The 23,510-nt window shown below is 70.3% G+C and carries 20 protein-coding genes; 12 read left to right on the plus strand and 8 right to left on the minus strand.

All coding sequences use genetic code 11. From position 1 onward, the window contains the following. Positions 1-118 precede the first annotated feature (118 nt). Both treS and J4030_RS12395 read right to left on the minus strand, forming a co-directional pair. Positions 119-1,837, minus strand: a complete 1,719-nt coding sequence (gene treS, locus J4030_RS12390) for a maltose alpha-D-glucosyltransferase (protein ID WP_208049531.1) — start codon at positions 1,835-1,837, stop codon at positions 119-121. Between the two features lie 3 nt (positions 1,838-1,840). Then, positions 1,841-3,898: an alpha-1,4-glucan--maltose-1-phosphate maltosyltransferase gene (locus tag J4030_RS12395; protein WP_374221996.1), complete on the minus strand. Its 2,058-nt coding sequence runs from the start codon at positions 3,896-3,898 to the stop codon at positions 1,841-1,843. Between the two features lie 72 nt (positions 3,899-3,970). Here J4030_RS12395 and glgP point away from each other — a divergent pair, with 72 nt between their 5' ends. After that, positions 3,971-6,535, plus strand: a complete 2,565-nt coding sequence (gene glgP, locus J4030_RS12400) for an alpha-glucan family phosphorylase (protein ID WP_208049532.1) — start codon at positions 3,971-3,973, stop codon at positions 6,533-6,535. 144 nt (positions 6,536-6,679) lie between these two features. Here the strand turns inward: glgP and J4030_RS12405 are convergent, their stop codons facing one another. Further along, complete coding sequence (locus J4030_RS12405; RefSeq protein ID WP_208049533.1) at positions 6,680-8,398, minus strand: thiamine pyrophosphate-dependent enzyme; 1,719 nt, start codon at positions 8,396-8,398, stop codon at positions 6,680-6,682. 10 nt (positions 8,399-8,408) lie between these two features. Further along, positions 8,409-9,938 (minus strand): FMN-binding glutamate synthase family protein, encoded by a 1,530-nt coding sequence (locus tag J4030_RS12410; RefSeq protein ID WP_208049534.1) that lies wholly within the window; start codon positions 9,936-9,938, stop codon positions 8,409-8,411. Positions 9,939-10,118: 180 nt separating this feature from the next. On the opposite strand from J4030_RS12410, the gene J4030_RS12415 reads away from it, so the two are divergent. Genes J4030_RS12415 through J4030_RS12425 form a run of 3 tightly spaced genes read left to right on the plus strand, consistent with a single transcriptional unit; the run spans position 10,119 to position 11,782 of the window. Beyond that, positions 10,119-10,484: a hypothetical protein gene (locus J4030_RS12415; RefSeq protein ID WP_208049535.1), complete on the plus strand. Its 366-nt coding sequence runs from the start codon at positions 10,119-10,121 to the stop codon at positions 10,482-10,484. Positions 10,485-10,536: 52 nt separating this feature from the next. Beyond that, positions 10,537-11,358 carry a hypothetical protein gene (locus J4030_RS12420; protein ID WP_208049536.1) on the plus strand — a complete coding sequence of 274 codons (822 nt, stop codon included), beginning with the start codon at positions 10,537-10,539 and terminating at the stop codon, positions 11,356-11,358. 1 nt (position 11,359) lies between these two features. Then, a complete protein-coding gene (locus tag J4030_RS12425; RefSeq protein WP_208049537.1) occupies positions 11,360-11,782 on the plus strand; it encodes a hypothetical protein in 423 nt (140 codons plus the stop codon). A 107-nt stretch (positions 11,783-11,889) separates the two neighbouring features. Here J4030_RS12425 and J4030_RS12430 read toward each other — a convergent pair whose 3' ends face one another. Together J4030_RS12430 and glgX are read right to left on the minus strand one after the other, a co-directional pair. Beyond that, positions 11,890-12,654 (minus strand): alpha/beta fold hydrolase, encoded by a 765-nt coding sequence (locus J4030_RS12430; RefSeq protein WP_208049538.1) that lies wholly within the window; start codon positions 12,652-12,654, stop codon positions 11,890-11,892. A 1-nt stretch (position 12,655) separates the two neighbouring features. Continuing rightward, complete coding sequence (gene glgX, locus J4030_RS12435) at positions 12,656-14,794, minus strand: glycogen debranching protein GlgX (protein ID WP_208049539.1); 2,139 nt, start codon at positions 14,792-14,794, stop codon at positions 12,656-12,658. A 36-nt stretch (positions 14,795-14,830) separates the two neighbouring features. On the opposite strand from glgX, the gene J4030_RS12440 reads away from it, so the two are divergent. From J4030_RS12440 to J4030_RS12465, 6 genes are all read left to right on the plus strand, one after another. Further along, positions 14,831-15,334 (plus strand): hypothetical protein, encoded by a 504-nt coding sequence (locus J4030_RS12440; protein ID WP_208049540.1) that lies wholly within the window; start codon positions 14,831-14,833, stop codon positions 15,332-15,334. 2 nt (positions 15,335-15,336) lie between these two features. Then, entirely contained in the window at positions 15,337-16,137 is an 801-nt protein-coding gene (locus J4030_RS12445) for an enoyl-CoA hydratase/isomerase family protein (protein ID WP_208049541.1), read from the plus strand. A gap of 160 nt (positions 16,138-16,297) precedes the next feature. After that, positions 16,298-17,077 (plus strand): electron transfer flavoprotein subunit beta/FixA family protein, encoded by a 780-nt coding sequence (locus J4030_RS12450; protein WP_208049542.1) that lies wholly within the window; start codon positions 16,298-16,300, stop codon positions 17,075-17,077. Between the two features lie 33 nt (positions 17,078-17,110). Beyond that, on the plus strand, positions 17,111-18,070 hold the full coding sequence (locus tag J4030_RS12455; protein WP_208049543.1) for an electron transfer flavoprotein subunit alpha/FixB family protein: 960 nt from the start codon (positions 17,111-17,113) through the stop codon (positions 18,068-18,070). A gap of 93 nt (positions 18,071-18,163) precedes the next feature. After that, positions 18,164-18,703, plus strand: coding sequence for an MOSC domain-containing protein (locus tag J4030_RS12460; protein WP_208049544.1), 540 nt, complete (start codon positions 18,164-18,166; stop codon positions 18,701-18,703). A 466-nt stretch (positions 18,704-19,169) separates the two neighbouring features. After that, positions 19,170-19,634, plus strand: coding sequence for a PPOX class F420-dependent oxidoreductase (locus tag J4030_RS12465; RefSeq protein WP_208049545.1), 465 nt, complete (start codon positions 19,170-19,172; stop codon positions 19,632-19,634). Positions 19,635-19,695: 61 nt separating this feature from the next. Here J4030_RS12465 and J4030_RS12470 read toward each other — a convergent pair whose 3' ends face one another. After that, positions 19,696-20,727, minus strand: coding sequence for a hypothetical protein (locus J4030_RS12470; protein WP_208049546.1), 1,032 nt, complete (start codon positions 20,725-20,727; stop codon positions 19,696-19,698). Between the two features lie 95 nt (positions 20,728-20,822). On the opposite strand from J4030_RS12470, the gene J4030_RS12475 reads away from it, so the two are divergent. Together J4030_RS12475 and mnmA are read left to right on the plus strand one after the other, a co-directional pair. Further along, a complete protein-coding gene (locus J4030_RS12475) occupies positions 20,823-22,043 on the plus strand; it encodes a cysteine desulfurase family protein (RefSeq protein WP_208049547.1) in 1,221 nt (406 codons plus the stop codon). After that, positions 22,043-23,131: a tRNA 2-thiouridine(34) synthase MnmA gene (mnmA, locus tag J4030_RS12480; protein WP_208049548.1), complete on the plus strand. Its 1,089-nt coding sequence runs from the start codon at positions 22,043-22,045 to the stop codon at positions 23,129-23,131. The genes J4030_RS12475 and mnmA overlap by 1 nt, the downstream gene beginning before the upstream one ends. A gap of 116 nt (positions 23,132-23,247) precedes the next feature. Here the strand turns inward: mnmA and J4030_RS12485 are convergent, their stop codons facing one another. Further along, positions 23,248-23,508 carry a hypothetical protein gene (locus J4030_RS12485; protein ID WP_208049549.1) on the minus strand — a complete coding sequence of 87 codons (261 nt, stop codon included), beginning with the start codon at positions 23,506-23,508 and terminating at the stop codon, positions 23,248-23,250. Positions 23,509-23,510 lie beyond the last annotated feature (2 nt).

The raw sequence follows: 23,510 nt of genomic DNA on the forward strand, positions 1-23,510 counted from the left end.
GATGACGGAATGCTGGGACGCCAGCACCCTCGAGTGGCATACCTATGTGTCGAGTGGCGCACTCATACGTACGCCACTCGACACATATCTATGCCACTCGGGGGTGGGCCGGCCCCGGTCAGTCGTCGGCGCCCTGGATGCGCAACCAGAAGAAGTCCCGCGATCCGAGCGTCAGCGTCGTGGTGCCCGACTCGTCGAGCGGCGGGAACCAGCTGCCGCCGAAGAGGTCGCGCATCCGTGCACCGGCGAAGCGCTCACCTGTCTGGATGGTGACCGCCTGCGGACGGCTGGACAGGTTGCTGACGCAGAGCACGTTGCGGACCTCCAGCTCGTTCTCCTGCGCGTCTTCGTCGCTGACGCAGCGGGTGAAACTGAGCACGGCGTCGTTGTCGGACTCGCAGATGGTGAAGTCGCCGAGCCCGAAGACCGGGTAGCGCGAGCGGATCGCGAGCATCTCGCGCAGCCAGTGCAGCAGCGAAGACGAGCTGCCCATCGCCGTCTCGACGTTCACGTTGTTGTAGTGGTAGACGAGGCTGGAGATGACTGGGAGGTAGAGCTTGCCCGGGTCGGAGGTGCCGAAGCCGGCGTTGCGGTCCGGCGACCACTGCATGGGCGTGCGGACGGCGTCGCGGTCCTCGAGCCAGATGTTGTCGCCCATCCCGATCTCGTCGCCGTAGTAGAGGCACGGCGAGCCGGGCAGTGACAGCAGCAGCGCGTGGATCAGCTCGATCTCGGCGCGGCTGTTGTCGAGCAGCGTCGAGAGTCGGCGGCGGATGCCGATGTTGGCGCGCATCCGGGTGTCCGGGGCGTACCAGCCGTACATCGCCGAGCGTTCCTCCGGCGTCACCATCTCCAGCGTCAACTCGTCGTGGTTGCGCAGGAAGGTGCCCCACTGGGTGCCCGCCGGAATCGCGGGGGTCTCCTCGAGCACCTTCACGATCGAGGTGGCCTTCTCCTCGCGCAGCGCGTAGTACAGCCGCGGCATGACCGGGAAGTGGAAGCACATGTGGCACTCGGGGCGTTCCTCGGTGCCGAAGTAGTCGACCACCTCGTGCGGCATCTGGTTGGCCTCGGCCAGCAGCACCCGGCCCGGGTACTCGGTGTCGACCATCTCGCGCAGGTCGGCCAGGTACTCGTGCGTCCGCGGGTGGTTCTCGCCGTTGTGGCCCTCCTCGATGAAGAGGTAGGGCACGGCGTCCAGCCGGAAGCCGTCGATGCCGAGATCCATCCAGAAGCGGACGATGTCGAACATCTCCTCCTTCACGGCCGGGTTCTCGAAGTTCAGATCCGGCTGGTGGGAGAAGAAGCGGTGCCAGAAGAACTGCCGACGGACCGGGTCGAACGTCCAGTTCGAGACCTCGGTGTCGACGAAGATGATCCGCGCGTCGGCGTACTTCTCGTCGGTGTCGGACCAGGTGTAGTAGTCGCCGTACGGGCCTTCGGGGTCGCTGCGGGAGGCCTGGAACCACGGGTGCTGGTCGCTGGTGTGGTTCATCACCAGGTCGGTCACGATCCGGATGCCGCGCGCGTGGGCCTGGGAGACGAGCTCGATGAACTCCGGCAGCGTGCCGAACTCCGGCAGCACCGCCTTGTAGTCGGCGATGTCGTAGCCGCCGTCGCGCAGCGGGGAGGCGTAGAACGGCGGCAGCCACAGGCAGTCGACGCCCAGCCACTGCAGGTAGTCGAGGCGGTTGATCAGGCCACTGAAGTCACCCGAACCGCTGCCCGTGGAATCGCCGAAGGCGCGCACGAGCACCTCGTAGAAGACGGCCTTGCGGTACCAGTGCGGATCGTGGCGCAACCCCGGCTGATGGAGGTTGAACTGCTGCGGACTCACTGGTCAGGCGCTCCTCACGTGGATGATGTGCACCGGCTCGCCCTCGGGGCCGAGCCGGACGTAGTTGTGCTCGCCCCAGTGCCAGGTCGCACCGGTGAAGCATTCGTGCGCCGAGAACCAGCTGCCCGCCGGGAGGCCGAGCGCCTCCAGGTCGAGGTGCACGGTGGACTCCCGGGTGGCGTGCGGGTCGCAGTTGGCCACGACGATCACGACGTCGTCGCCGCGCCGCTTGGAGAAGACCAGCAGCTGCGGGTCGTCGACACCATGGAAGGTCACGTTGCGCAGCCACCCGAAGGCGGGGTGCTCCCGGCGGATCTCGTTGAGGCGCGTCAGGTACGGCGCGAGCGACTGACCCTCGCGCGGACCACCGGGCTCGAAGTCGCTCCAGCGCCGGTCCTTGTACTGGTACTTCTCGTTGTCCAGCTGCTCCTCGGCGCCGGGCCGGGCGACGTTCTCGACCAGCTCGTAACCGGCGTAGATGCCGTACGTCGGCGACAGCGTCGCGGCCAACGCGGCGCGCAGCTTCCACGCGTTCGGGCCGCCGTACTGCATGTAGGGCGTGAGGATGTCGTGCGTGGTCGGCCAGAACGAGGGGCGCATGTAAGCCGCGGACTCGGTCGCCAGCGACTCGACGTACTCCCGCAGCTCGGCCGGGTCGTTGCGCCACGCGTAGTAGGTGTAGCTCTGCTGGAAGCCGACCTTGCCGAGCGTGTGCATCATCGCGGGGCGGGTGAACGCCTCGGCCAGCCAGATCACCTCGGGGTGCTCGCGGGCGACGTCGGCGATGATCCACTGCCAGAACTCCACCGGCTTCGTGTGCGGGTTGTCGACCCGGAAGATCTTGACGCCGTGGTCGATCCACACCTGCACCACGCGACGCACCTCGGCGTAGATGCCGTCGGGGTCGTTGTCGAAGTTGAGCGGGTAGATGTCCTGATACTTCTTCGGCGGGTTCTCCGCGTAGGCGATGGTGCCGTCCGCGCGGGTGGTGAAGAAGTCGGGGTGCTCGGTGACCCACGGGTGGTCCGGCGAGCACTGCAGGGCGAGGTCGAGCGCGACCTCCAGGCCCGAGCGCTTCGCGGCGGTGACGAATCCGTCGAAGTCGTCCCAGTCGCCGAGGTCGGCGTGCAGCGCGTCGTGGCCACCGTCGGCGGCACCGATCGCGTACGGCGACCCGGGATCCTTCGGCCCGGCGTGCAGGCTGTTGTTCGGGCCCTTGCGGTTGGAGTTGCCGATGGGGTGCACCGGCGTCAGGTAGACCACGTCGAAGCCCATCGCCGCGATCGCGGGCAGCCGCTCCGACGCGGTCGCGAAGGTGCCGCTGACCCAGTCGCCGTCCTCGTCCTGGTGGCACCCCTCGGAGCGGGGGAAGATCTCGTACCACGCACCGTTCAGGGCCAGTTCGCGCTCGACCAGCCAGGGGTAGGTCGTGCTCGGGCTCACGCTCTCGCGCAGCGGCTGGTCCGCAAGCACCCGGCGTACGTCGGCACCCGTGCCCGCGGACAGGCGCACGTCGGCATCGGCCGAGGTGTCCTGCAGACCGGTCACAGCGGCCTCGAGCACGGCGGTGGACTCGGCGTCGTACGAGCCCTTCTCGAGCGCGCGCTGCAGCACCAGCACGCCTTCGTCGAGCATCAGGTCGACGTCAACACCGGCCGCGACCTTGATGATGGCGTCGTGCGACCAGGTTGCGTACGGGTCGGACCACCCCTCCACGCGGTAGGTCCAGCGCCCTTCGCGGTCGGCGCTGACCGTGCGCGTCCACAGGTCCAGTCCCGGGTTGACGCAGGTCATCGGCAGGTGCGTGACCCCGCCCTGCGGGTCGGTGGTCACCACGGTCGCGTTCACCGCGTCGTGCCCCTCGCGGAAGACCGTCGCGGAGATCACGAACTCCTCGCTCACGACCGACTTCGTCGGCAGCGTGCCTCCGTCGACGACGGGGGAGACGTCCTGCACGGGAATCCGGCCGATGGCGCGTTCCGCGCCGGGTGACGGGGGAGTGAGGGAGTGTGCGCTGGTCGCGCTCGGAAGCCGACGGCTGATGGCAGGCGAATCAGTCACGCGACGACGCTACAAGGTTTGGCAGTCGGACGCCCCACGGCGGGTGACCCGGACGGCTCTACGATCTTCCTCGTGAAGGCCATCCGACGTTTCCACGTCCGCACCGTCCTCCCCGAGCCGCTGGCTCCGCTGGGCGACCTCGCCAGCAATCTGCGATGGTCCTGGCACAGCCGCACGAGGAACCTGTTCCGGGACATCGATCCGCAGCGGTGGGAGGCCGTGCGACACGACCCGGTCGCGCTGCTCGCATCGTTCTCCGCCGACGAGCTGTCCCAGCTCGCCGCCGACACCGTGCTGGTCGAGCGGGTCCACGCGGCCGCCCGCAGCCTCGAGCGTTACCTGACGGCGCCGTCCTGGTACGACGACTTCGCCGCCGACCAGGAGGCGCCGCGGGCGATCGCCTACTTCAGCGCCGAGTTCGGCATCACCCACGTGCTGCCGCAGTACTCCGGCGGCCTCGGCATCCTCGCCGGCGACCACCTGAAGTCCGCCTCCGACCTCGGCGTGCCGATCGTCGGGCTCGGTCTGTTCTACAAGACCGGCTACTTCTCCCAGTCGCTGTCCGCGGACGGTTGGCAGCAGGAGACCTACCCGGTCCACGATGCGGACGACCTGCCGCTTTCCCTCGTTCGCGAGGACGACGGCACCCCGGCGCGGGTGACCCTCGACCTGCCGGACGACCGCACGCTGCACGCCCGGATCTGGCGGGCACAGGTGGGGCGGGTGCCGCTGCTGCTGCTCGACTCCGACGTCGACGGCAACGACGACGCCGGGCGCGAGCTCACCAGCCGGCTCTACGGAGGTGGCGGCGAGCAGCGGCTGCAGCAGGAGATGCTGCTCGGCATCGGCGGGGTGCGGGCCACCCGCATCTGGTCGCGCCTCACCGGCACCCCCTTGCCGGAGGTCTACCACTGCAACGAGGGCCACGCGGGCTTCCTCGGCCTGGAGCGCATCAGCGAGCTGGTCACCGGTGAGGGTCTGGAGTTCGACGACGCCGTCGAGGCGGTGCGCGCCGGCACGGTCTTCACCACGCACACTCCCGTGCCCGCCGGGATCGACCGGTTCGGCAAGGACCAGATCGAGCGGCACCTGGGCACCTTGCCCGGCGTACCCGCCGCCAAGGTCCTACCCCTCGGGTCCGAGACGTACGACGGTGGCGACCCCGCCGTCTTCAACATGGCCGTGATGGGGCTGCGGCTCGCGCAGCGCGCCAACGGGGTCTCGCAGCTGCACGGCGCCGTGAGCCGCGGGATGTTCGACGGGCTGTGGCCCGGGTTCGACGACTCCGAGGTGCCGATCGCGAGCATCACCAACGGTGTTCACTCCCCGACGTGGGTCGATCCGAAGGTCGTGGAGCTGGGTCAGCGGTTCCTCGGACCGGAGCGGATCCGCGAGGAGCAGGCGTGGGACGCGCTCGGCCAGGTGCCGGTCGAAGAGTTCTGGCGGGTCAAGCGGGAGCTGCGCGAGCAGCTGGTGCGCGATGCCCGGCGGCGGGTCCGTGAGTCGTGGCTGCTGCGCGGCGCCTCGTCGGCCGAGTTGGGATGGACCGATGAGATCCTCAGCCCCGACGTGCTCACCATCGGCTTCGCGCGGCGGGTGCCGACGTACAAGCGCCTGACGCTCATGCTGCGCCACCCCGCGCGGCTGCGCCGGATGCTGTTGGACCCGCAGCGGCCCATCCAGCTGGTCATCGCCGGCAAGAGCCACCCGGCGGACGAGACCGGCAAGAAGCTGATCCAGCAGATGGTGCAGTTCGCCGACGACCCGGAGATCCGCCACCGCATCGTCTTCCTTCCGGGCTACGACATCGAGATGGCCCAGACGCTCTACCCCGGCTGCGACGTGTGGCTGAACAACCCGCTGCGCCCGTTCGAGGCGTGCGGTACGTCGGGCATGAAGGCCGCGCTCAACGGCGGGCTCAACCTGTCGATCCTCGACGGGTGGTGGGACGAGTGGTACGACGGTCACAACGGCTGGGCCATCCCCACCGCCGACGGGGTGCAGGACGCCGATCGCCGCGACGACCTCGAGGCGAACGCGCTCTACGACCTCATCGAGAACAACGTCGCCGCGACCTTCTACGACCGCGACGACGACGGCCTGCCGCAGCGCTGGCTGTCGATGGTGTCGCACACGCTCGCCACGCTCGGGCCGAAGGTGCAGGCGACCCGGATGGTCAAGGACTACACCCAGCAGCTCTACGCGCCGGCCGCGCAGGCGGCCCGGCGGCGGGCGCAGGACGGGTACACGCAGGCGCGTGAGCTCGCGGCGTACAAGCAGGAGGCGGCAGCCGCCTTCCCGCACGCCCGGGTGGACCACGTCGACGCCGACGGGGTGTCCGACAGCCCGCAGGTGGGCGATCGGGTGCACGTGCGCGCGTACGTGACCCTGGGCTCGCTGCAGCCGAACGAGGTCGACGTGCAGGTCGTGCACGGGCGCGTGTCGGAGTCGGACGAGCTGAGTGACGTCACCACCGTGCCGCTGTCGTTCGTCGAGACCGACGGATCCGGCCGGCACCTGTTCGCCGGTGAGGTCACGATCCAGCGCACCGGCTCGTTCGGGTACACCGTGCGGGTGCTGCCGCACCACGACGGGCTGGCGAGCCCCAGCGAGCTCGGCCTGGCGCTCAACGCCTGAGTCGAGGCGGAGTCGGGCGCAAAGCGACTGACCCGTGGCCCGTCTCGACGGTGTTCGCGTTCATTGACGGCGTTCGAACACCGTCAACGAACGCGAACGCCGTCAGCGTCACGCTGCCGGGTCACCGGCCGCGCGCGAACGAGGTCAGGCGCTCTCGATCGTTTCCTTGGACTTGGCGATGGCGAATCCCCACGCCTGCGCGACCTTCGGCTTCGGCGGGATCGACACCTCGTCGGGGTTGGTGACGATGTCGAGCAGCGCCGGCCGCCCGCTGGCGAGCGCGCGCTGGATGGCCGGAGCGACCTCGTCGGGGTCGGTGACGCGCACCGCGTCCAGCCCCATCGCGGCTGCCACGGCGGCGATGTCGGGGTTGTCCAGCTCGGTGCCGAACTCGGGCAGTCCGCCCTGCTCCTGCTCCAGCTTGACCATCCCGAGGCGCCCGTTGTCGAAGACGACGAACGTCGCCGGCAGGTCGTAGGTGACCGCCGTCCGCAGGTCGCCGAGCAGCATCATCAGGCCGCCGTCACCGCAACAGGCGATGACCTGACGGGACCGGTCGAGTGCCTGCGCACCGAGCGCCTGGGGCATCGCGTTGGCCATCGAGCCCAGGTTGTAGGAGCCGAGCAGGCGGCGGGTGCCGGAGAACTCGATGAAGCGGGAGAGCCAGACGGTCGACATCCCTGTGTCGCTGGTGAAGATCGCATCGGGGTCGGCGTGCTCGTTCAGCGCCTGCGCCACGATCTCGGGGCGGATCAGCTTGTCGGGGTTGTCGCCCAGGCTGCGCAGTCGGCCGAGCAGCTTCTTGTCGTGATCGGGGTCGGTGAGCCGCTGCTGCGCCTCGTGCCAGGTGGCGTACGCCTTGGTCGCCTTGTCGAGGTGCCGGCCGGAGGGTCGCTTGTCGGGCAGTTGGGGGAGCAGGGCGTCCAGCGTGGGCCCGACGTGGCCGACCAGCGCGTGCTCGACGTTGATCCGCCGGCCGATGTGCTCGGCCCGCGAGTTGAGCTGGATGACGGTCTTGCCCTTCGGCAGCCACTCCCGGTAGGGGAAGTCGGTGCCGACCAGGAAGAGCACGTCGCAGTCGTCCAGCGCCTTCGCGGCGGCCGGGTTGCCGATGAGGCCGGACTGCCCGACGGCGTACGGATTGTCGTGCTCCAGGCCCTCCTTGGCCTTGAGCGTCAGCACCATCGGCGCCTGCAGGCGATCGGCGAGGTCGAGCACCTGCTGGCGCGATTCACGGCCGCCGCGACCCACCAGCAGGGTGACCGCGTCGGCGTCGGCCAGCACCCGGGCCGCCTCCTGGATCTGCGCCACGGGGGCCGCGGCCTCGGCGGGCCGGGGTGCGAAACGGGGCGCCGCGTCGTCCTCCAGCTTCAGGTCGCCGATGTCGCCGGGCAGCGTCAGCACGGCGACGCCTTGCTGCGCGTACGCCGTGTTGACCGCCTGCTCGAGGATCTGCGGCATCTGCGCGGCGGACGTGACCGTGTGGGTGAAGACCGACACGTCGCTGAAGAGCACGTCGTTGTTGACCTCCTGGAAGAACTCGCTGCCCATCTCCTCGGTCGGCACCTGCCCGCAGACGGCCAGCACCGGGGCATGCGACTTCTTGGCGTCGTACAGCCCGTTCAGGAGGTGGATCGAGCCCGGTCCTACGGTGCCCATGCAGACCCCGATGGTGCCGGTCAGCTGGGCCTGGGCGCCGGCCGCGAACGCCGCGGCCTCCTCGTGGCGCACCCCGATCCATTCGATCCGGTCCTCGCGGCGGATGGCGTCGGTGACGGGGTTGAGGGCGTCGCCCACGACCCCCCACACGGTGGTGACACCGTGATCGGCGAGGGCGGCGATGAGGTTCTCGGCAACGTTCACGGGTGGGCTCCTAGCGTTGGTGCGAGCGTTGGGGGACGAAGCGGTCGGGGCTCGCAGAGTCCCAGTCGTCGATCCAGCTCTGCGGTGCGCCGGCCAGCAACTGGCCCGGCGAAAGCCATTCGTACATCTCGTAGTACGACTGCGTCTGGGTCGCATCGATGTTGCGACGCAGCATGTGCGGACTGAGCTCCTCGGGGCGGGTGGCGCCGAGGGTGGCCATCATGGACGCCGCCTGCTTGACGGTGGCCTCCTGGTAGCGCTTGACCCGCATGCTCTTGTCGCCGACGTCCAGCGCCCGGGCGCGTGCCTCGCTCTGGGTGGCGACCCCGACCGGGCACTTGTCGGTGTGGCACTTCTGGGACTGGATGCAGCCGACGGCCATCATCATGGCGCGCGCGGAGTTGGTGTAGTCGGCGCCCTGGATGAGGCGTTTGACCACATCGCTGCCGCCGACGACCTTGCCGCTGGCGCCGATCCGGACCTTGTCGCGCACTCCGATGCCGACCAGGGCGTTGTGCACGATCATCAGCCCGTCGGTGAGCGGCATGCCGACGTGGTCCTCGTACTCCAGGGGCGCTGCCGCCGTGCCGCCCTCGCTGCCGTCCACGATGATGAAGTCCGGCGCGGTGCCGACCTCGAGGATCGCCTTGCAGATGGCGAGGACGTCGCGGCGCGAGCCGACGCAGAGCTTGAAGCCGGTCGGCTTGCCACCGGTGACCTCACGCAGCCGCGCCACGAACTCGATGAGCTCCACCGGCGTGTGGAATGCCGTGTGCGCGGCGGGGCTCACGCACTTCTGGCCCTGGGGTACGCCGCGTACCTCGGCGATCTCCTTCGTGACCTTGGCCGCGGGCAGGACTCCGCCGATGCCGGGCTTGGCGCCCTGGCTCAGCTTGATCGAGACGCACTTGACCTGGTCGCGGTTCGCCTTGTCGGCGAACTGGCTCTCGTCGAAGTGGCCGTCCTTGGTGCGGGTCGCGAAGTATCCCGACCCGATCTCCCAGATCAGGTCGCCGTTGTGCTCCTGGTGGTACTTCGACAGCCCGCCCTCGCCCGTGTCGTGCGCGAAGCCGCCCATCTCGGCGCCTTTGTTGAGCGCCCGGATCGCGTTGGCGGAGATCGCACCGAAGCTCATCGAGGACACGTTGACCAGGGCCATGCTGTAGGGCTTCTTGCAGTCCGGGCCGCCGACCATCACCCGCGGCGGCTGCTCGGGCGCCTCCAGCGGAGTGGTGCTGTGCACGAGGTACTCGTACCCGGGCTGGTAGACGTCGCGCTCGGTGCCGAAGGACAGCTCGGCGGCGGTGCCCTTCGCCCGCTCGTAGACCATCGTGCGGGTGTCGCGGTCGAACGGGCGCCCGTCCCAGTTCTTCTCGATGAAGTACTGCTGGATCTCCGGGCGGATCTCCTCCAGCAGGTAGCGCATGTGGCCCACCACCGGGTAGTTGCGCAGCACGGAGTGCTTCTTCTGAATGAGGTCGCGCGCCGCCAGTGCCGCGACCGCCCCTGCGCCGATGCCGAGCCCGGTGAGTCTGCCCATACGTCCTGCCCCTGCCTGTGAGAGAGATCCATGACGAAGTACCCACGGCACGCGTTGTCTAACGAGCGTGCCGGACGTCGCCGAACGTAGCCCAGGTCCCTGACACGTGGCTGCGCTCACCGCAGACGGTCGTCCACGCGCGCAAACACCGGTCCGGACGATCCTCCGTACGATGGCCGGGTGTTCGCCCCCCTCACCTACCTGACCGGAGCGGCGCTCGCGGTACTCGCCCTGCTGGCGGCGTACGGCCTGGCCCGGGGGCGGCCGATCGACAACCCGATGTTCTGGACGGGACTGGTCGCCGAAGGGCTGATCGTGGTCCAACTCGTCGTCGGGGTCGCGTTGTCCGGGCACGGCGGGCACGGGATGTCGGCGGCGCTCTTCATCGCCTATCTCGCGGGCCTGGTGGTGGCACTGCCCGTCGCCGGTGTCTGGGCGATCGCCGAGCGGGAGTCCCGCTCGAGCTCCGGGGTCATCCTCGTGGCGGCCCTGGGGCTGTTGGTGATGCTGGTGCGGTTGGTGCAGATCTGGAACGGACACGGATGAGGCGGATCGCGGCCCGTAGAGTGCTGCCGTCCTGGCTCCAGAAAGGCCTCTCATGACCCGCCCAGCAGCGATCCCGACCTGCGTCCTCGCGATCGCTCTCCTCGCCCTGACCGGTTGCAGCGGCAAGACCGACGCGACCCGCCCGTCCGGCTCGTCGACCCGCCCCAGCGCGACATCGACGACGTCCGGTACGTCGTCGTCCACCTCGTCGTCGACCCCGTCGAGCGCCTCGGAATCCTCGTCGGCGACTCCGACTCCGTCGAAGGGCGCCGATCCGTTGGGCGCCATCGCGTCGTCCGACTTCGAGTCGGCGCTGCTGAGCTCGGTGCAGGTGTCTCGCTTCGCCCAGGACATGACGCGCTCCACCGACGGCGACGACACGCAGTTCTCCGGTGAGGGCGGCACCTGTCCCGAACTCGCGAAGTACGCCGGCTCCGCAGGAGTCCTGCCTGGTGGCGAGGACAGCAAGCAGGAGGTGAGCTACGACAACAGCGATGTCATCGACACCGTCGACCAGCTGCGGGGGATCGACGAGATCATCGAGACCCACGCGTCGGGCGACCCGGTGGCGGCGCTCGCCGGTTACCGCGCCGCGATCGTCGGGTGCGACTCGGCGATCGTCGGCGACGACGGGTCCCGGTACCGCGTCAGACTGACGTCCGCGCCGCGAGGGTACGGGCGCTCCGTGCTGTCGGTCGAGGTCACCGTGACGAGTGCGGGGGAGGCGTTCCGGGTGGACGAGACCGACATCGTCTCCGGGCGGAACGTGCTGGGTCTGGCCACGACCGGGTTCGCCGCGGCCGAGCGTTCGAAGCTCCTCGCCAAGACCTGGTCCAATCTGTCGACGCACTCCGGTGGGGCCGGCTCCGTCTGAGATGCGGGTCAACTCTGGTTTCGGGCGCATCCTCGTCGCGCTCTACGCGCTGTTCGCTCTCGCGGCGACCGGTCGGTCGGTCCTCCAGATCTCGCAGACCTGGCCGCACCCCGCCCTGCCCTACCTGCTGTCCGCGCTCGCGGCCGTCGTCTACATCGTGGCCACGGTCGCGCTGGCCCGCGGGGGCGATCGCAACGCGCGAATCGCGTTGTACACCATCAGTTTCGAGCTGCTCGGCGTCATCGCGGTCGGCATCTGGAGCTACGCCGACGGCGCGGCGTTCGTCGCGCAGGGCCAGGCCGGCGACACGACGGTCTGGGCCAAGTTCGGCCAGGGCTACGGCTACGTGCCGCTGCTCCTGCCGATCCTCGGCCTGTGGTGGCTGCGTCACACCCGCCGCGCCGCGCCCGACGAGGTGCGCTGACCCGCGACCCTGACGCAGTTGTGTACGAAAGACACAGGTCTACCTGCGTCCCTCGTGCACAACTGCGTCACCGTCGGGCAGCCGGGCAGTCAGGACAAGGGCCGAACTCACAAGTCGTCGGGGTCGCCCAGGAAGTCTGCGATCGCCCGGCCGAGTGCCTTGTCGGCGACGGCGCTCATATGGTCGCCGGGGACGACCTCGAGCTGGCCGTTCGGGAGGGCATCGGCGAGCTCCTGCGGTGAGCCGTTGTCCAGGTCCTGCTCGCCGCAGACCACCAGCGTCGGCTGCACGATCGACGACAGGTCGCCGCCCGGGGTGTCCTGGAAGGACTCCAGCACCTGCAGCAGCGCGACCGGGTCGCCACCGACCTTGCGCAGGAACGACCGGCTCTTCCACTGCGGCGAGTAGCGCGGGAACTCCTCGGTGCTGGTGAGCACCTCTCGGAAGTGCTCACCGCGGCCGCCGGTCCGGGTGATGCCTTCTAAGCCCATCCCACCGAGGACCGCGCGTCCGGGGGTCGCCCCGCGCACGAGCATGCGGGCCGTCGTACGCGCGCCGAGGGAGTAGCCGCCCAGGTCGTAGTCGGTGCTGCCGGTAAGCCCGAGATGGTGGACGAGTGCAAGGCCGTCGTCCGCGAGGACGTCACCCTGATACCGCTGCGGGTCATGGGGTTTCGCGCTATCGCCGTGCCCGCGCAAGTCGGGCATCACGACCCGGTAGCCGCGGTCGGCGATGGTCTGGGCGTGGCCGTAGGCGATCCAGTTCACCCGCGCTGTGGAGAAGAAGCCGTGGATGAGGACAAGGGTGCGGCCTGCGCCGACCTCGTGGAAGGCGAGTCGCTCGCCGTCGTACGCCTCGAAGTAGGAGACCACGTCACACCCCCCGGAAGATCGCCAGCGTCGCGGGTGGCACGTCGTACGCCGCCCCGACTGTCGTCTCTACCTGCGGCACGTCATCCACCCTTTCGAAACGGCTGTCCCACAGCAGTTTCCATGCCGACACCCCGGACTGTCCGGGCAGGGTGACCGAGGCGTCGTGCGCGCTGCCGTGGAAGAGCAGCAGCAGGCGGTCGTCGTCGATGTCCGCGCCGTCGAAGACGACGGACAGCGTGCGGGTGCGCCCGTCGTTCCACTGGTCCGCGGTGAGGAGACGGCCGTCGAGCGCATGCCAGTGCAGCGCCGGGAGGGCGTCACCGTCGACCGGGCTGCCGGGGAAGAAGTGCCGCTGGCGCAGCACCGGGTGACGGCGCCGCAGGTCGAGCAGGTGGCTCACCGTGTCGTTGAGGTCGCGCTGCCAGTCCGCCAGATCCCAGTCGTACCAGGAGATCTCACTGTCCTGGCAGTACGGGTTGTTGTTGCCGTGCTGGGTGCGACCGAATTCGTCGCCACCGGTCAGCATCGGCACACCGGCGGACAGCAGCAGGGTGCCGAGCAGGTTGCGCATCGACCGCCGCCGCAGCGCCTCGACGCCCTCTGTGGCGTCGACGTGACCCTCGATCCCGTGGTTCCAGGAGCAGTTGTTGTCGCTGCCGTCGCGGTTGCCCTCGCCGTTGGCGCCGTTGTGCTTGGAGTTGTACGCCGTGAGGTCGGCCACGGTGAAGCCGTCGTGCGCTGTCACGAAGTTGATCGACGCGAGCGGTCCGCGCCGCGAGTCGCGGAAGAGATCGGCCGATCCGGCGATGCGGGTGCCGAGTTCACGCACCCCGTGGCCGTCCTCGCCGGCCGCGTCGCGCGCGAGGTCGGGCAGCCAGAAGGTGCGCACGGTGTCGCGGAACCGGTCGTTCCACTCACCGAACGGCGGCGGGAACTGCCCGGTGCGCCAGCCGTGGATGCCGAGGTCCCAGGGCTCGGCGATGAGCTTGACGTCCGAGAGCACCGGGTCGGTGCGCAGCGCCATCAGGAACGGGTGGTCGGGGTGGTAGCCGTCGTCCCGGCCGCGCGCGAGGGCCACCGCCAGATCGAAGCGGAAGCCGTCGACGTGCATCTCCTGCACCCAATAGCGCAGCGAGTCCAGCACCATCCGCACGGTGATCGGGTGCCGCAGGTCGAGGGTGTTGCCGCAGCCGGTGACGTCGATGTCGTCGCCCCGCTCGTCGAGGCGGTAGTACGCGCGACTGTCCAGCCCGCGCCACGCCAGCGTCGAACCGCCGGGCGCGCTCTGCTCGCAGGTGTGGTTGTAGACGACGTCGAGCAGCACCTCGATGCCGGCGGCGTGCAGCAGCTTGACCATGCCCTTGAACTCCGCCACGGCCTCGACCGGGTCGCTCGCGGCGGCGTACGGCAGGTGCGGGGCGAAGAAGCCCAGCGTGTTGTAGCCCCAGTAGTTGCTCATCCCGCGCTGTACGACGTGCGGCTCGGAGACGGAGGCGTGCACGGGCAGCAGCTCGAGGGTGGTGATCCCCAGGCGTCGCAGGTGCGCGATGGTCGCGGGGTGGGCCAGCCCGGCGTACGTGCCGCGCAGCTCCTGCGGCACCCCCGGCAGGTCGTGGGTCACGCCGACCACGTGGGTCTCGTAGATCACCGTGTCGCACCACGCGGTCATCGGCGCGCGCTCGTCGCCCCAGTCGAAGCCGTCGCCGACGACCACGCTGCGCGGGACGTACGCCGCGCTGTCCCGGTCGTCGCGCACGTCGGCAGGCTCGCCGACCGCCAGGGACTGGTCGACCACCGTGCCGTAGACCTCGGGGCGCCAGTCGACGGTGCCGTCCACGGCCCGCGTGTAGGGGTCGAGCAGCAGCTTGGCCGGGTTGTGCCGCTGGCCGTTCGCCGGGTCCCAGTCGCCGTCCACCCGGTAGCCGTAGCGCTGCCCCTGCGTCACACCCGCCACATGCGTGGACCAGGTGCCGTGCACGTGGCGCACCATCGGCACCTGGCGTTCGGCACCGGCGTCGTCGAAGAGGCACAACTGCACCCCGGTGGCATGGCCCGCGTAGACCGCGAACTCGGCGCCGTCGCCGGTGAGGGTGGCGCCGTACGGCGGCGGGACGTGGTCGGGGCGGCGCAGGGCGGGCATGGGCGCCAGCGTAAAGACCCCGGGTATCTTGACGGCATGACTGATCCGACCTCGATGCCCAACTTCCCGCCACCCGCCGACGAGCACCCCCTGCGCGGGCGGGTGCTGGACGTCCTGCAGGACATGCAGGCGCAGCCCGACATCGACGCCGATGGTGACGTCAGCTTCAACGTGCAGGAGCAGCAGCTCTTCGCGCGCTGCACCGAGGGCGAGGTGAGCCTGCTGCGCATCTTCGGCCAGTGGCAGATCACCGAGGACATGCCCGACGACCTGGTCAAGCAGCTGCTGGCGTGCAACGACGTCACGCTCAGCCTCAACATCATCAAGACCGGCATCGCCAACGGCACGCTCGTGGTCTCCGGCGAGCACCTCGTCCAGGACGGCGACAACCTGGAGATGATGGTGGCCTCCACGACGCAGATGGTGCTGCAGGCCGTCCAGCTCTGGCACCAGACGGTGCTGGGGGAGGGCCCGCACGTCGCGAACACCGACCCGAGCGAGCTGCCCGGCCCCGACGAGAACCCCGACGGCGAGGTCTGAGGGTGACCGAGGCACGATCGACGTACGGGGAGTTCGTCTCCCTGGACGTGGCGGACGGCATCGGTGTGGTGCGCATCGACCGCCCGAAGATGAACCCGTTGAGCGGTGAGGTCCAGGAGGGCCTGGCCGCCGCGGCGGTGGAGGTCTCCGGCCGCGACGACGTCTCGGCGGTCATCCTCTACGGCGGCGAGAAGGTGTTCGCCGCGGGCGCCGACATCAAGGAGATGCAGACCCTGGAGTACGTCGACATGGTCACCCGCGCTCCGCGGCTGCAGGCCTGCTTCGCCGCGATCGCGGCCATCCCTCAGCCCACGGTCGCGGCCATCGCCGGATACGCGCTCGGCGGCGGCTGCGAGCTGTCGATGACCTGCGACTTCCGGATCGCCGCGAACGACGCCAAGCTCGGTCAGCCGGAGATCCTGCTCGGGATCATCCCCGGGGCCGGCGGCACCCAGCGCCTCACCCGCCTGGTCGGACCCGCGCGAGCCAAGGACATCGTCTTCACCGGCCGGATGGTGCCGGCGACCGAGGCTCTGCAGATCGGGTTGGTCGACGAGCTCTGCGAGCCGGGCTCCGTGCTCGAGGCGGCCAAGGCGCGGATGAGCCGGTACGTCGGTGGCCCCCGGGTCGCCCTGCGCGCCGCCAAGGAAGCCATCGACCGGGGGCAGGACGTCGACCTCGACACCGGCCTGGCGATCGAATCGGCTCTGTTCGCAGGACTGTTCGCGACGCAGGATCGCGCGACGGGCATGGCGTCGTTCGTGCAGGAAGGTCCGGGCAAGGCGCGCTTCGCCGGACGCTGAGAACCGCGGCGAGCAACCTGTTACTCGCCAGTAACGTTGTGGCGTACCCTGGATGGTCGAGCCTGCGGGACCGTGCCGGGTTCGCCGTACGACGCGCCGTACGACCCGCGTCACCGCGTGACACCAGTTATCGAGCACCACGTCAACGAAGGGCAAGGACATGAACATCGTCGTCTGTGTCAAGTACGTGCCGGACGCGCAGAGCGACCGCACGTTCAGTGACGACCACACCACCGACCGCACCAACGTCGACGGCCTCCTGTCGGAGCTCGACGAGTACGCGGTCGAAGAGGCGCTGAAGCTCGTCGAGGCCGGCGAGGGTGAGGTCACCGTGCTCACCGTCGGCCCCGAGGTCGCCGTCGAGGCGGTCAAGAAGGCACTGAAGATGGGCGCCCACAAGGGTGTGCACGTCTGCGACGACGCGATCCACGGGTCGGACGCCGGCGCCACCTCGCTGGTGCTCGCCAAGGCCGTGGAGAAGATCGGCAAGCCCGACCTCGTGCTGACCGGCCTGGCCTCCACCGACGGCACCATGAGCGTCGTACCGGCCATGCTCGCCGAGCGCCTCGGCCTGCCCCAGGTCACCCAGGTCTCCGAGCTGTCGGTCGCTGACGGGTCCGTTAAGGGCCGCCGCGACACCGACATCGCATCCGAGACCGTCGAGGCGTCGCTGCCCGCCCTCGTGGGCGTGACCGACCAGATCAACGAGCCGCGCTACCCCTCGCTCAAGGGGATCATGGCCGCCAAGAAGAAGCCGGTCGAGACGTGGTCGCTGTCCGACCTCGGTCTGGACGCCGCGCAGGTCGGCTTCGAGGGCTCCTGGACCAAGGTCGTCGACGTCACCCAGCGTCCGGCCCGCGAGAAGGGCGAGGTGCAGCCGGACGAAGGCGACGGCGGCACCAAGCTCGTGGAGTTCCTGAACAAATCCAAGCTCGTCTGACGCAGCGACACCTCAGAAGGAGACGTAACACCCATGGCTGAAGTCCTCGTCCTGGTCGACCACACCGACGGTGCGGTCAAGAAGACCTCCGCGGAGCTGCTCACGATCGCCCGTCGGATCGGTACGCCGTCCGCCGTCTTCATCGGCTCGCAGGTGGAGGCCGCCCGGCCCCGTCTCGCGCAGTTCGGTGCCGAGAAGGTCTACGTCATCGACAACGCCGACGTCGCCGACTACCTCGTCGCGCCGCTCGCCGAGGCCCTCGAAGCCGTGGTGAAGCAGGCCGGCGACGTCGCGGCGATCCTCGTGCCCACCAGTGGCACGAACAAGGAAGCCGCCGCCCGTCTCGCGGTCAAGCTCGAGTCGGGCCTGATCACCGACGCGCAGGACGTGCAGGCCGGTGACGACGGCATCGTGGTGACCCAGACGGCGTTCGCCGGCGGTTACACGCTGCAGGGCGTGGTCACCCAGGGCACCCCGATCATCACCGTCAAGCCGAACACCACCCCGCCGCAGGCCTCCCAGGCCGGTGCGCAGGTCGTGCCGGTCGAGCTGACCGTGTCCGACACCGCCAAGGGCGCGAAGATCACCGAGGTCCAGGAGAAGAAGAAGTCCGGTCGCCCGGAGCTCACCGAGGCCGCGATCGTGGTCTCCGGTGGCCGCGGCACCGGTGGCGACTTCTCCCCGGTCGAAGGCTTCGCCGACGCGCTCGGCGCGGCGGTCGGTGCCTCCCGCGCCGCCGTCGACGCCGGGTGGTACCCGCACAGCAACCAGGTCGGCCAGACCGGCAAGCAGGTCTCGCCGCAGCTGTACGTCGCGTGCGGCATCTCCGGCGCGATCCAGCACCGCGCGGGCATGCAGACCTCCAAAACGATCGTGGCCGTCAACAAGGACGAAGAGGCCCCGATCTTCGAACTGGTCGACTTCGGCATCGTCGGCGACCTGTTCAACGTGCTGCCGCAGGCCACCGAGGCCGTCAAGCAGGCCAAGAGCTGACGCTCGCTCCACCCGCACGTCGCCCCTTGCACCTCGTCGGTGCAGGGGGCGTCGTACGTCTGCGACACGTCCGACCGGTGCGAGGATGTCGGGATGGTCGCCCAGGTCGTCGCCGTCCACGTCAGCGGCGTGCACGAGTTCAGCAAGCAGCCCGCCGCCAGCATCGTGCTGGACGAGGGGCTCGGCGTCCGCGGCGACGCGCACTACGGCGTCACGGTGCAGCATCGATCGCGGGTGGCCAGAGATCCGAGTGAGCCCAACCTGCGTCAGGTGCACCTGATCCCCGTCGAGGTGCTCGAGGAGCTGGGGCGTGCCGGGTACGACGTCGCGCCGGGTGACCTCGGCGAGAACATCACCACCCGCGGCGTGGCCCTGCTCGACCTGCCGGTCGGCACTCGGCTGACGATCGCGGAGGCGACCGTGACGGTGATGGGCCTGCGCAACCCGTGCCGGCAGATCGAGGACTTCCGCCCCGGTCTGCTCAAGCGACTGGTGCGCACCACCCCGGACGGGCAGGTCGAACGTCTCGCGGGCGTGATGGGGGTGGTGTCGCGCGGGGGCACCGTGTCGGACGGCGATCCGATCGCGGTGCAGCCGCCGCCCGGGCCGGCGATGCCCCTCACCCGCGTCTGAGGTCGGCCGCTCGCCGTTTGGGCCCGCTTGGTCCCAAACGTGCGCCCACCGTCGTACCAAGCCGTCGTTTGGGCCCGCTGGGTCCCGAACGCGGCCCCGCGGCCGTCCCGAGCCGTCGTGTGGGCCCGCTGGGTCCCGAACGCGGCCCCGCGGCCGTCCCGAGCCGTCGTTTGGGCCCGCTGGGTCCCGAACGCGGCCCCGCAGCCGTCCCGAGCCGTCGTGTGGGCCCGCTCAGTTCCGAACGTGCGCCCACCGTCGTACCGAGCCGTCGTGTGGGCCCGCTCGGTCCCGAACGTGCGCCCACCGTCGTACCGGGCCGTCGTGTGGGCCCGCTCGGTCCCGAACGCAGCCCGCAGCCGTTCGCAGGTTGCCGTCTGGGCCCGCTCGGCCCCGAACGTGCGCCCACCGTCGTCGTACGGGGCCGGACCGGCTCGCAGCGGGCGCGTTCGCCTGACACGCTGGGGGCATGAGTCCCAAGGTCGCCACCACCACCCACGTCGACGCCTCCGCGCTCGCCGATTTCGTCCGTCCTCGGCACCGGTTCGTGCTGATCACCACGCGCAAGGACGGCTCGACCCAGGCGTCGCCGGTCACCGGGGGCGTCGATGCGCAGGGTCGCCTCGTGATCTCCTCCTACCCCGAACGCGCGAAATCCCGCAACGCCGCACGCGATTCGCGGGTGAGCGTGCTGGTGCTGTCCGAGGAGTTCGATGCCGAATGGGTGCAGGTCGACGGCGACGCGGAGGTGCTGTCGGGCGATGCCGCGATCGAGCCGCTCGTGGAGTACTTCCGAGTCATCTCCGGCGAGCACTCCGACTGGGACGAGTACCGCGAGGCCATGCGCCGGCAGGGCAAGTGCCTGATCCGTGTCACCCCCGTGCGCTGGGGCCCGATCGCGACCGGCGGCTTCCCGCCGCGGCTCGCGGACTGATCTTTTGGACATGCACATCGGGGCGGATGTGCCCCGATGTGCATGTCCAAAACCGTGAGGGCTACTTCGCCGAGGTCGACCAGGCGGCCGCCGCCCGTTTGCTGGTGGGCGAGGTCAGCTGCAGCAACGTCCAGCTGTGCGGCTGCGCGCCCTTGGGCACCCAGAAGACGATCGTGTAGCGCCCGGAGGCGTCGGCCTTCACCAGCGCGCTGGTGAGCGTCTCGCCGGGTGAGGGGATGCTGCCGAAACGACAGCTGCGACCGCCGCCGTCCAACAGCACGAACTGCCGCCGGTCGACGTACGCCGCGGCGCCCCGGGCCGCGACCGAGAAGCTCACGGCCACCCCGTCGACGTCACCCGGCACGGTCGGGGAGGGGCCGAGCTGGCGAGCGGTCGGCGCCTGCGGCGTGATGGTGACGCCGATGCCGCCCTGGACGGTCGACCCCGTCGCGCCGAAACGCGCGGTTGGGATGCCCTTGCGGTCGTACGTGGTGTGGGGGCCGTCGCACGCGTTGGTGACCGTGCGGTGCGGCGCCGTGCCCTGCTTGGACCACTTCGCGAGAGCGCGCATGTCCGTCGGGTTCTCCACGTAGACCACGGAGTAGTTCGCCAGGTCCGCGTCGGCGGGCACCAGGAAGGCAACGTTGCCGTCGGCCCCGCGCTGCTCGTCGATCGTGGTCAGCGAGAAGGCCCCGGAGAGCGGGTTGTGTGCAGGTCGGGGACAGGCCCGGCCCTGCGGGTCGAGCATCACCAGCGAACCGGGCGACACGACGTACGACCCGTTCTGGACCACGCGGGTCGAGACGTGCACCGACGCGATCCGGTAGCTGCTGTCGCCGCTCGAGACCTGGGACAACGTGGGTGCGCCGACCTGGGTGGCCACCGCGCGATGGTCGGCGGTCGGGACCGGGACGTCGTACGCCGTGGCGCCGCCGGAGTACGACACCCCCCGCTCGCCGGAGCACCCGCTCGGTGCGGCCACGGTGGTGCGGATCGGCTTCGCGGACGGACCGTGGCTGCAACCCGTGAGCACGGATGTCGCAAGCACGGCGACGGCAGCGGGACCGCCGAGGCGCGTGGCGCGGGAGAACAATGCGGACCTCTCGTCGTGGCGGAATCAGCGAGCAGTCTGTCAAAGACGGGGTGCGCGCGCGGGCGGGTCCCAGGACCGGCTCGTAGAATCGACCGATGCCCCACTACCTCGACCATGCCGCCACGACGCCTGCCCTGCCGCAGGTCGTCGCCGCGGTGGCCGAGCAGATGAGCGTCCCGGGCAACGCGTCGTCGCTGCACACGGCGGGTCGCGCCGCCCGACGGGTGGTCGAGGAGTCCCGCGAGATCATCGCGGCCGGGCTCGGCGCCGGCCCGTCGGAGGTCGTCTTCACCTCCGGGGGCACCGAGTCGGACAACCTCGCGGTCAAGGGCCTCTACTACCAGCGGCGCGCCGACGATCCCCGCCGCACCCGGCTGATCGTCTCGGCCATCGAGCACCACGCGGTCCTGGACTGTGTGGACTTCCTGGTCGAGTACGAGGGCGCGCGGATCACCTGGGTCGAGCCCGACCCGCTCGGCCGGATCGATCCGGCCCGGGTCCGGGAGGCCATTGAGCAGGACCCCGCGGACGTCGCGCTGGTCTCGGTGATGTGGGCCAACAACGAGGTCGGCACCGTGCAGCCGGTGGCCGAGATCACTGCCGTGGCACACGAGTTCGGCATCCCGATGCACACCGACGCCGTGCAGGCGATGGGTCAGCTGCCGATCGACTTCGCCGCGGTCGGTGCGGACCTGCTCACCGCGAGCGGGCACAAGATCGGCGGCCCGCTCGGGGTGGGCGTCCTGCTGGCCCGGCGCGACGTGCGGTTGCGACCCCTCACCCAGGGCGGCGGGCAGGAACGCGGGCTGCGCAGCGGCACCCTGGACGTCGCGGCGATCCGCGGGATGGCTGTCGCGACCACGCACGTGACCGAGGGCCGGTCGCGAGAGCGTGACCGGCTGGCGTCGCTGCGGGACAAGATGATCCGCGGCGCGCTCGACGCCGGGTTCGACATCACGGTCAGTGGACCGCACGAAGTCGGCGACGTCTCGCGCCGGCTGCCGGGCAACGTGCACCTGCTGGTGCCGGACTGCGACGGCGACTCCCTTCTCTATCTGCTCGACGCCGCGGGCATCGAGTGTTCGACCGGGTCGGCCTGCCAGGCCGGGGTGCCGCGTCCGAGCCATGTGCTGCTGGCGATGGGGGTGCCCGAGGCGCAAGCCCGTGGCGCGCTGCGCCTGTCGCTCGGGCACACCTCCGACGACGCCGACGTCGCGGCCTTCCTCGACGCGCTTCCGGCCGCGGTCGAACGCGCCCAGCGCGCCCACCACGCCGGTCGAGCGGGTCAGGCGCCCGCTCGTACGAAGGGGAACTGATGCGGGTCGTCGCCGCGATGAGCGGTGGGGTCGACTCGGCGGTGGCCGCCGCCCGGATGCTCGACGCCGGACACGAGGTGGTCGGCGTGCACCTGGCGCTGTCCCAGTCCGCCGCGACGCTGCGCGAGTCCGCGCGCGGGTGCTGCACCATCGAGGACGCCGGCGACGCGCGCAGGGTCGCCGACCGGCTCGGCATCCCCTTCTACGTGTGGGACATGGCCGACCGCTTCCGCGAGGACGTGATGGAGGACTTCGTCGCCGAGTACGCCGCGGGCCGCACCCCCAACCCGTGCCTGCGCTGCAACGAGCGCATCAAGTTCGCGGCGCTGCTGGACAAGGCGCTCGCGCTCGGCTTCGACGCGGTCGCGACCGGGCACTACGCGCAGATCGTCGATGGACCGGACGGTCGGGAGCTGCACCGCGCGGTCGACCCGGCCAAGGACCAGTCCTACGTGCTCGGCGTCCTGGACACCGACCAGCTGGCGCGCTCGTTCTTCCCGCTCGGCGACACGACGAAGCCGCACATCCGCGAGGAGGCCGCCGAGCGCGGTTTCTCCGTCGCGAAGAAGCCGGACAGCCACGACATCTGCTTCATCGCGGACGGCGACACCAAGGGCTGGCTGACCAGCCGGCTCGGTGCGGCGCCCGGTGAGATCGTCGACGACTCCGGCGAGGTGGTCGGCACCCACGAGGGCGCGTTCGCGTACACCGTCGGGCAGCGCCGAGGGCTGGGGCTGAAGGTGCCGCGCGACGACGGTGCCAAGCGGTACGTCGTCGACGTGCAACCCGCCACCCGGCGGGTCGTGGTCGGCACCGCCGAACTGTTGGGTGTGGACCTGTTGGAGGCCGACCACGGCCGCTGGTGCGGTCCCGCGCCGAGCGGCGAGGTGCGGGTGGGCGCCCAGGTGCGTGCCCACGGCGAGGAGATCCCGGCGACCGCCACCGCCGACGGCGAGCTGGTGCAGGTGCGCCTGGACCGCCGCGTCCGCGGTGTGGCGCCGGGGCAGTCGGTCGTCCTTTACGACGGCACCAGGGTCGTGGGATCGGCCACCATCGCCCGGACGGGCCGCGCCGACGCCCCCTCCTGACCGGGGCCGCCGTTCGTTCGGTCGCGATCCCCGCGCGGGAGAGGCCGACGGGTGACAATGGCCGGGCGCCGGTGACCGCCGGCGACAGGGGCGAAGGAGTGTCGGATGCGGATCCGTCAGGTGGTGGGGGTGGCTGCGGCCGTCGTGATGCTTGCTGCCTGCGGCGGGGGAGGCGGCGCCCCGACGGTGCAGAACGCGACGTCGTCCGCCGCGACGTCGTCCTCCGGATCGTCGGCGCCGAGCACCAGCACGTCCACCAGCTCCAGTCCGTCCAGCAGCTCGAGCAGCTCGAGCAGCACCGCGTCGGGCGTGTCGGCGGCTGTAAAGACCGGGCAGTGCCTGACGGACACCACGACGTACCAGGTCGTCCCGTGCACGC

The organism is Allobranchiibius sp. CTAmp26, assembly GCF_017565405.1.
Classification (GTDB): domain Bacteria; phylum Actinomycetota; class Actinomycetes; order Actinomycetales; family Dermatophilaceae; genus Allobranchiibius.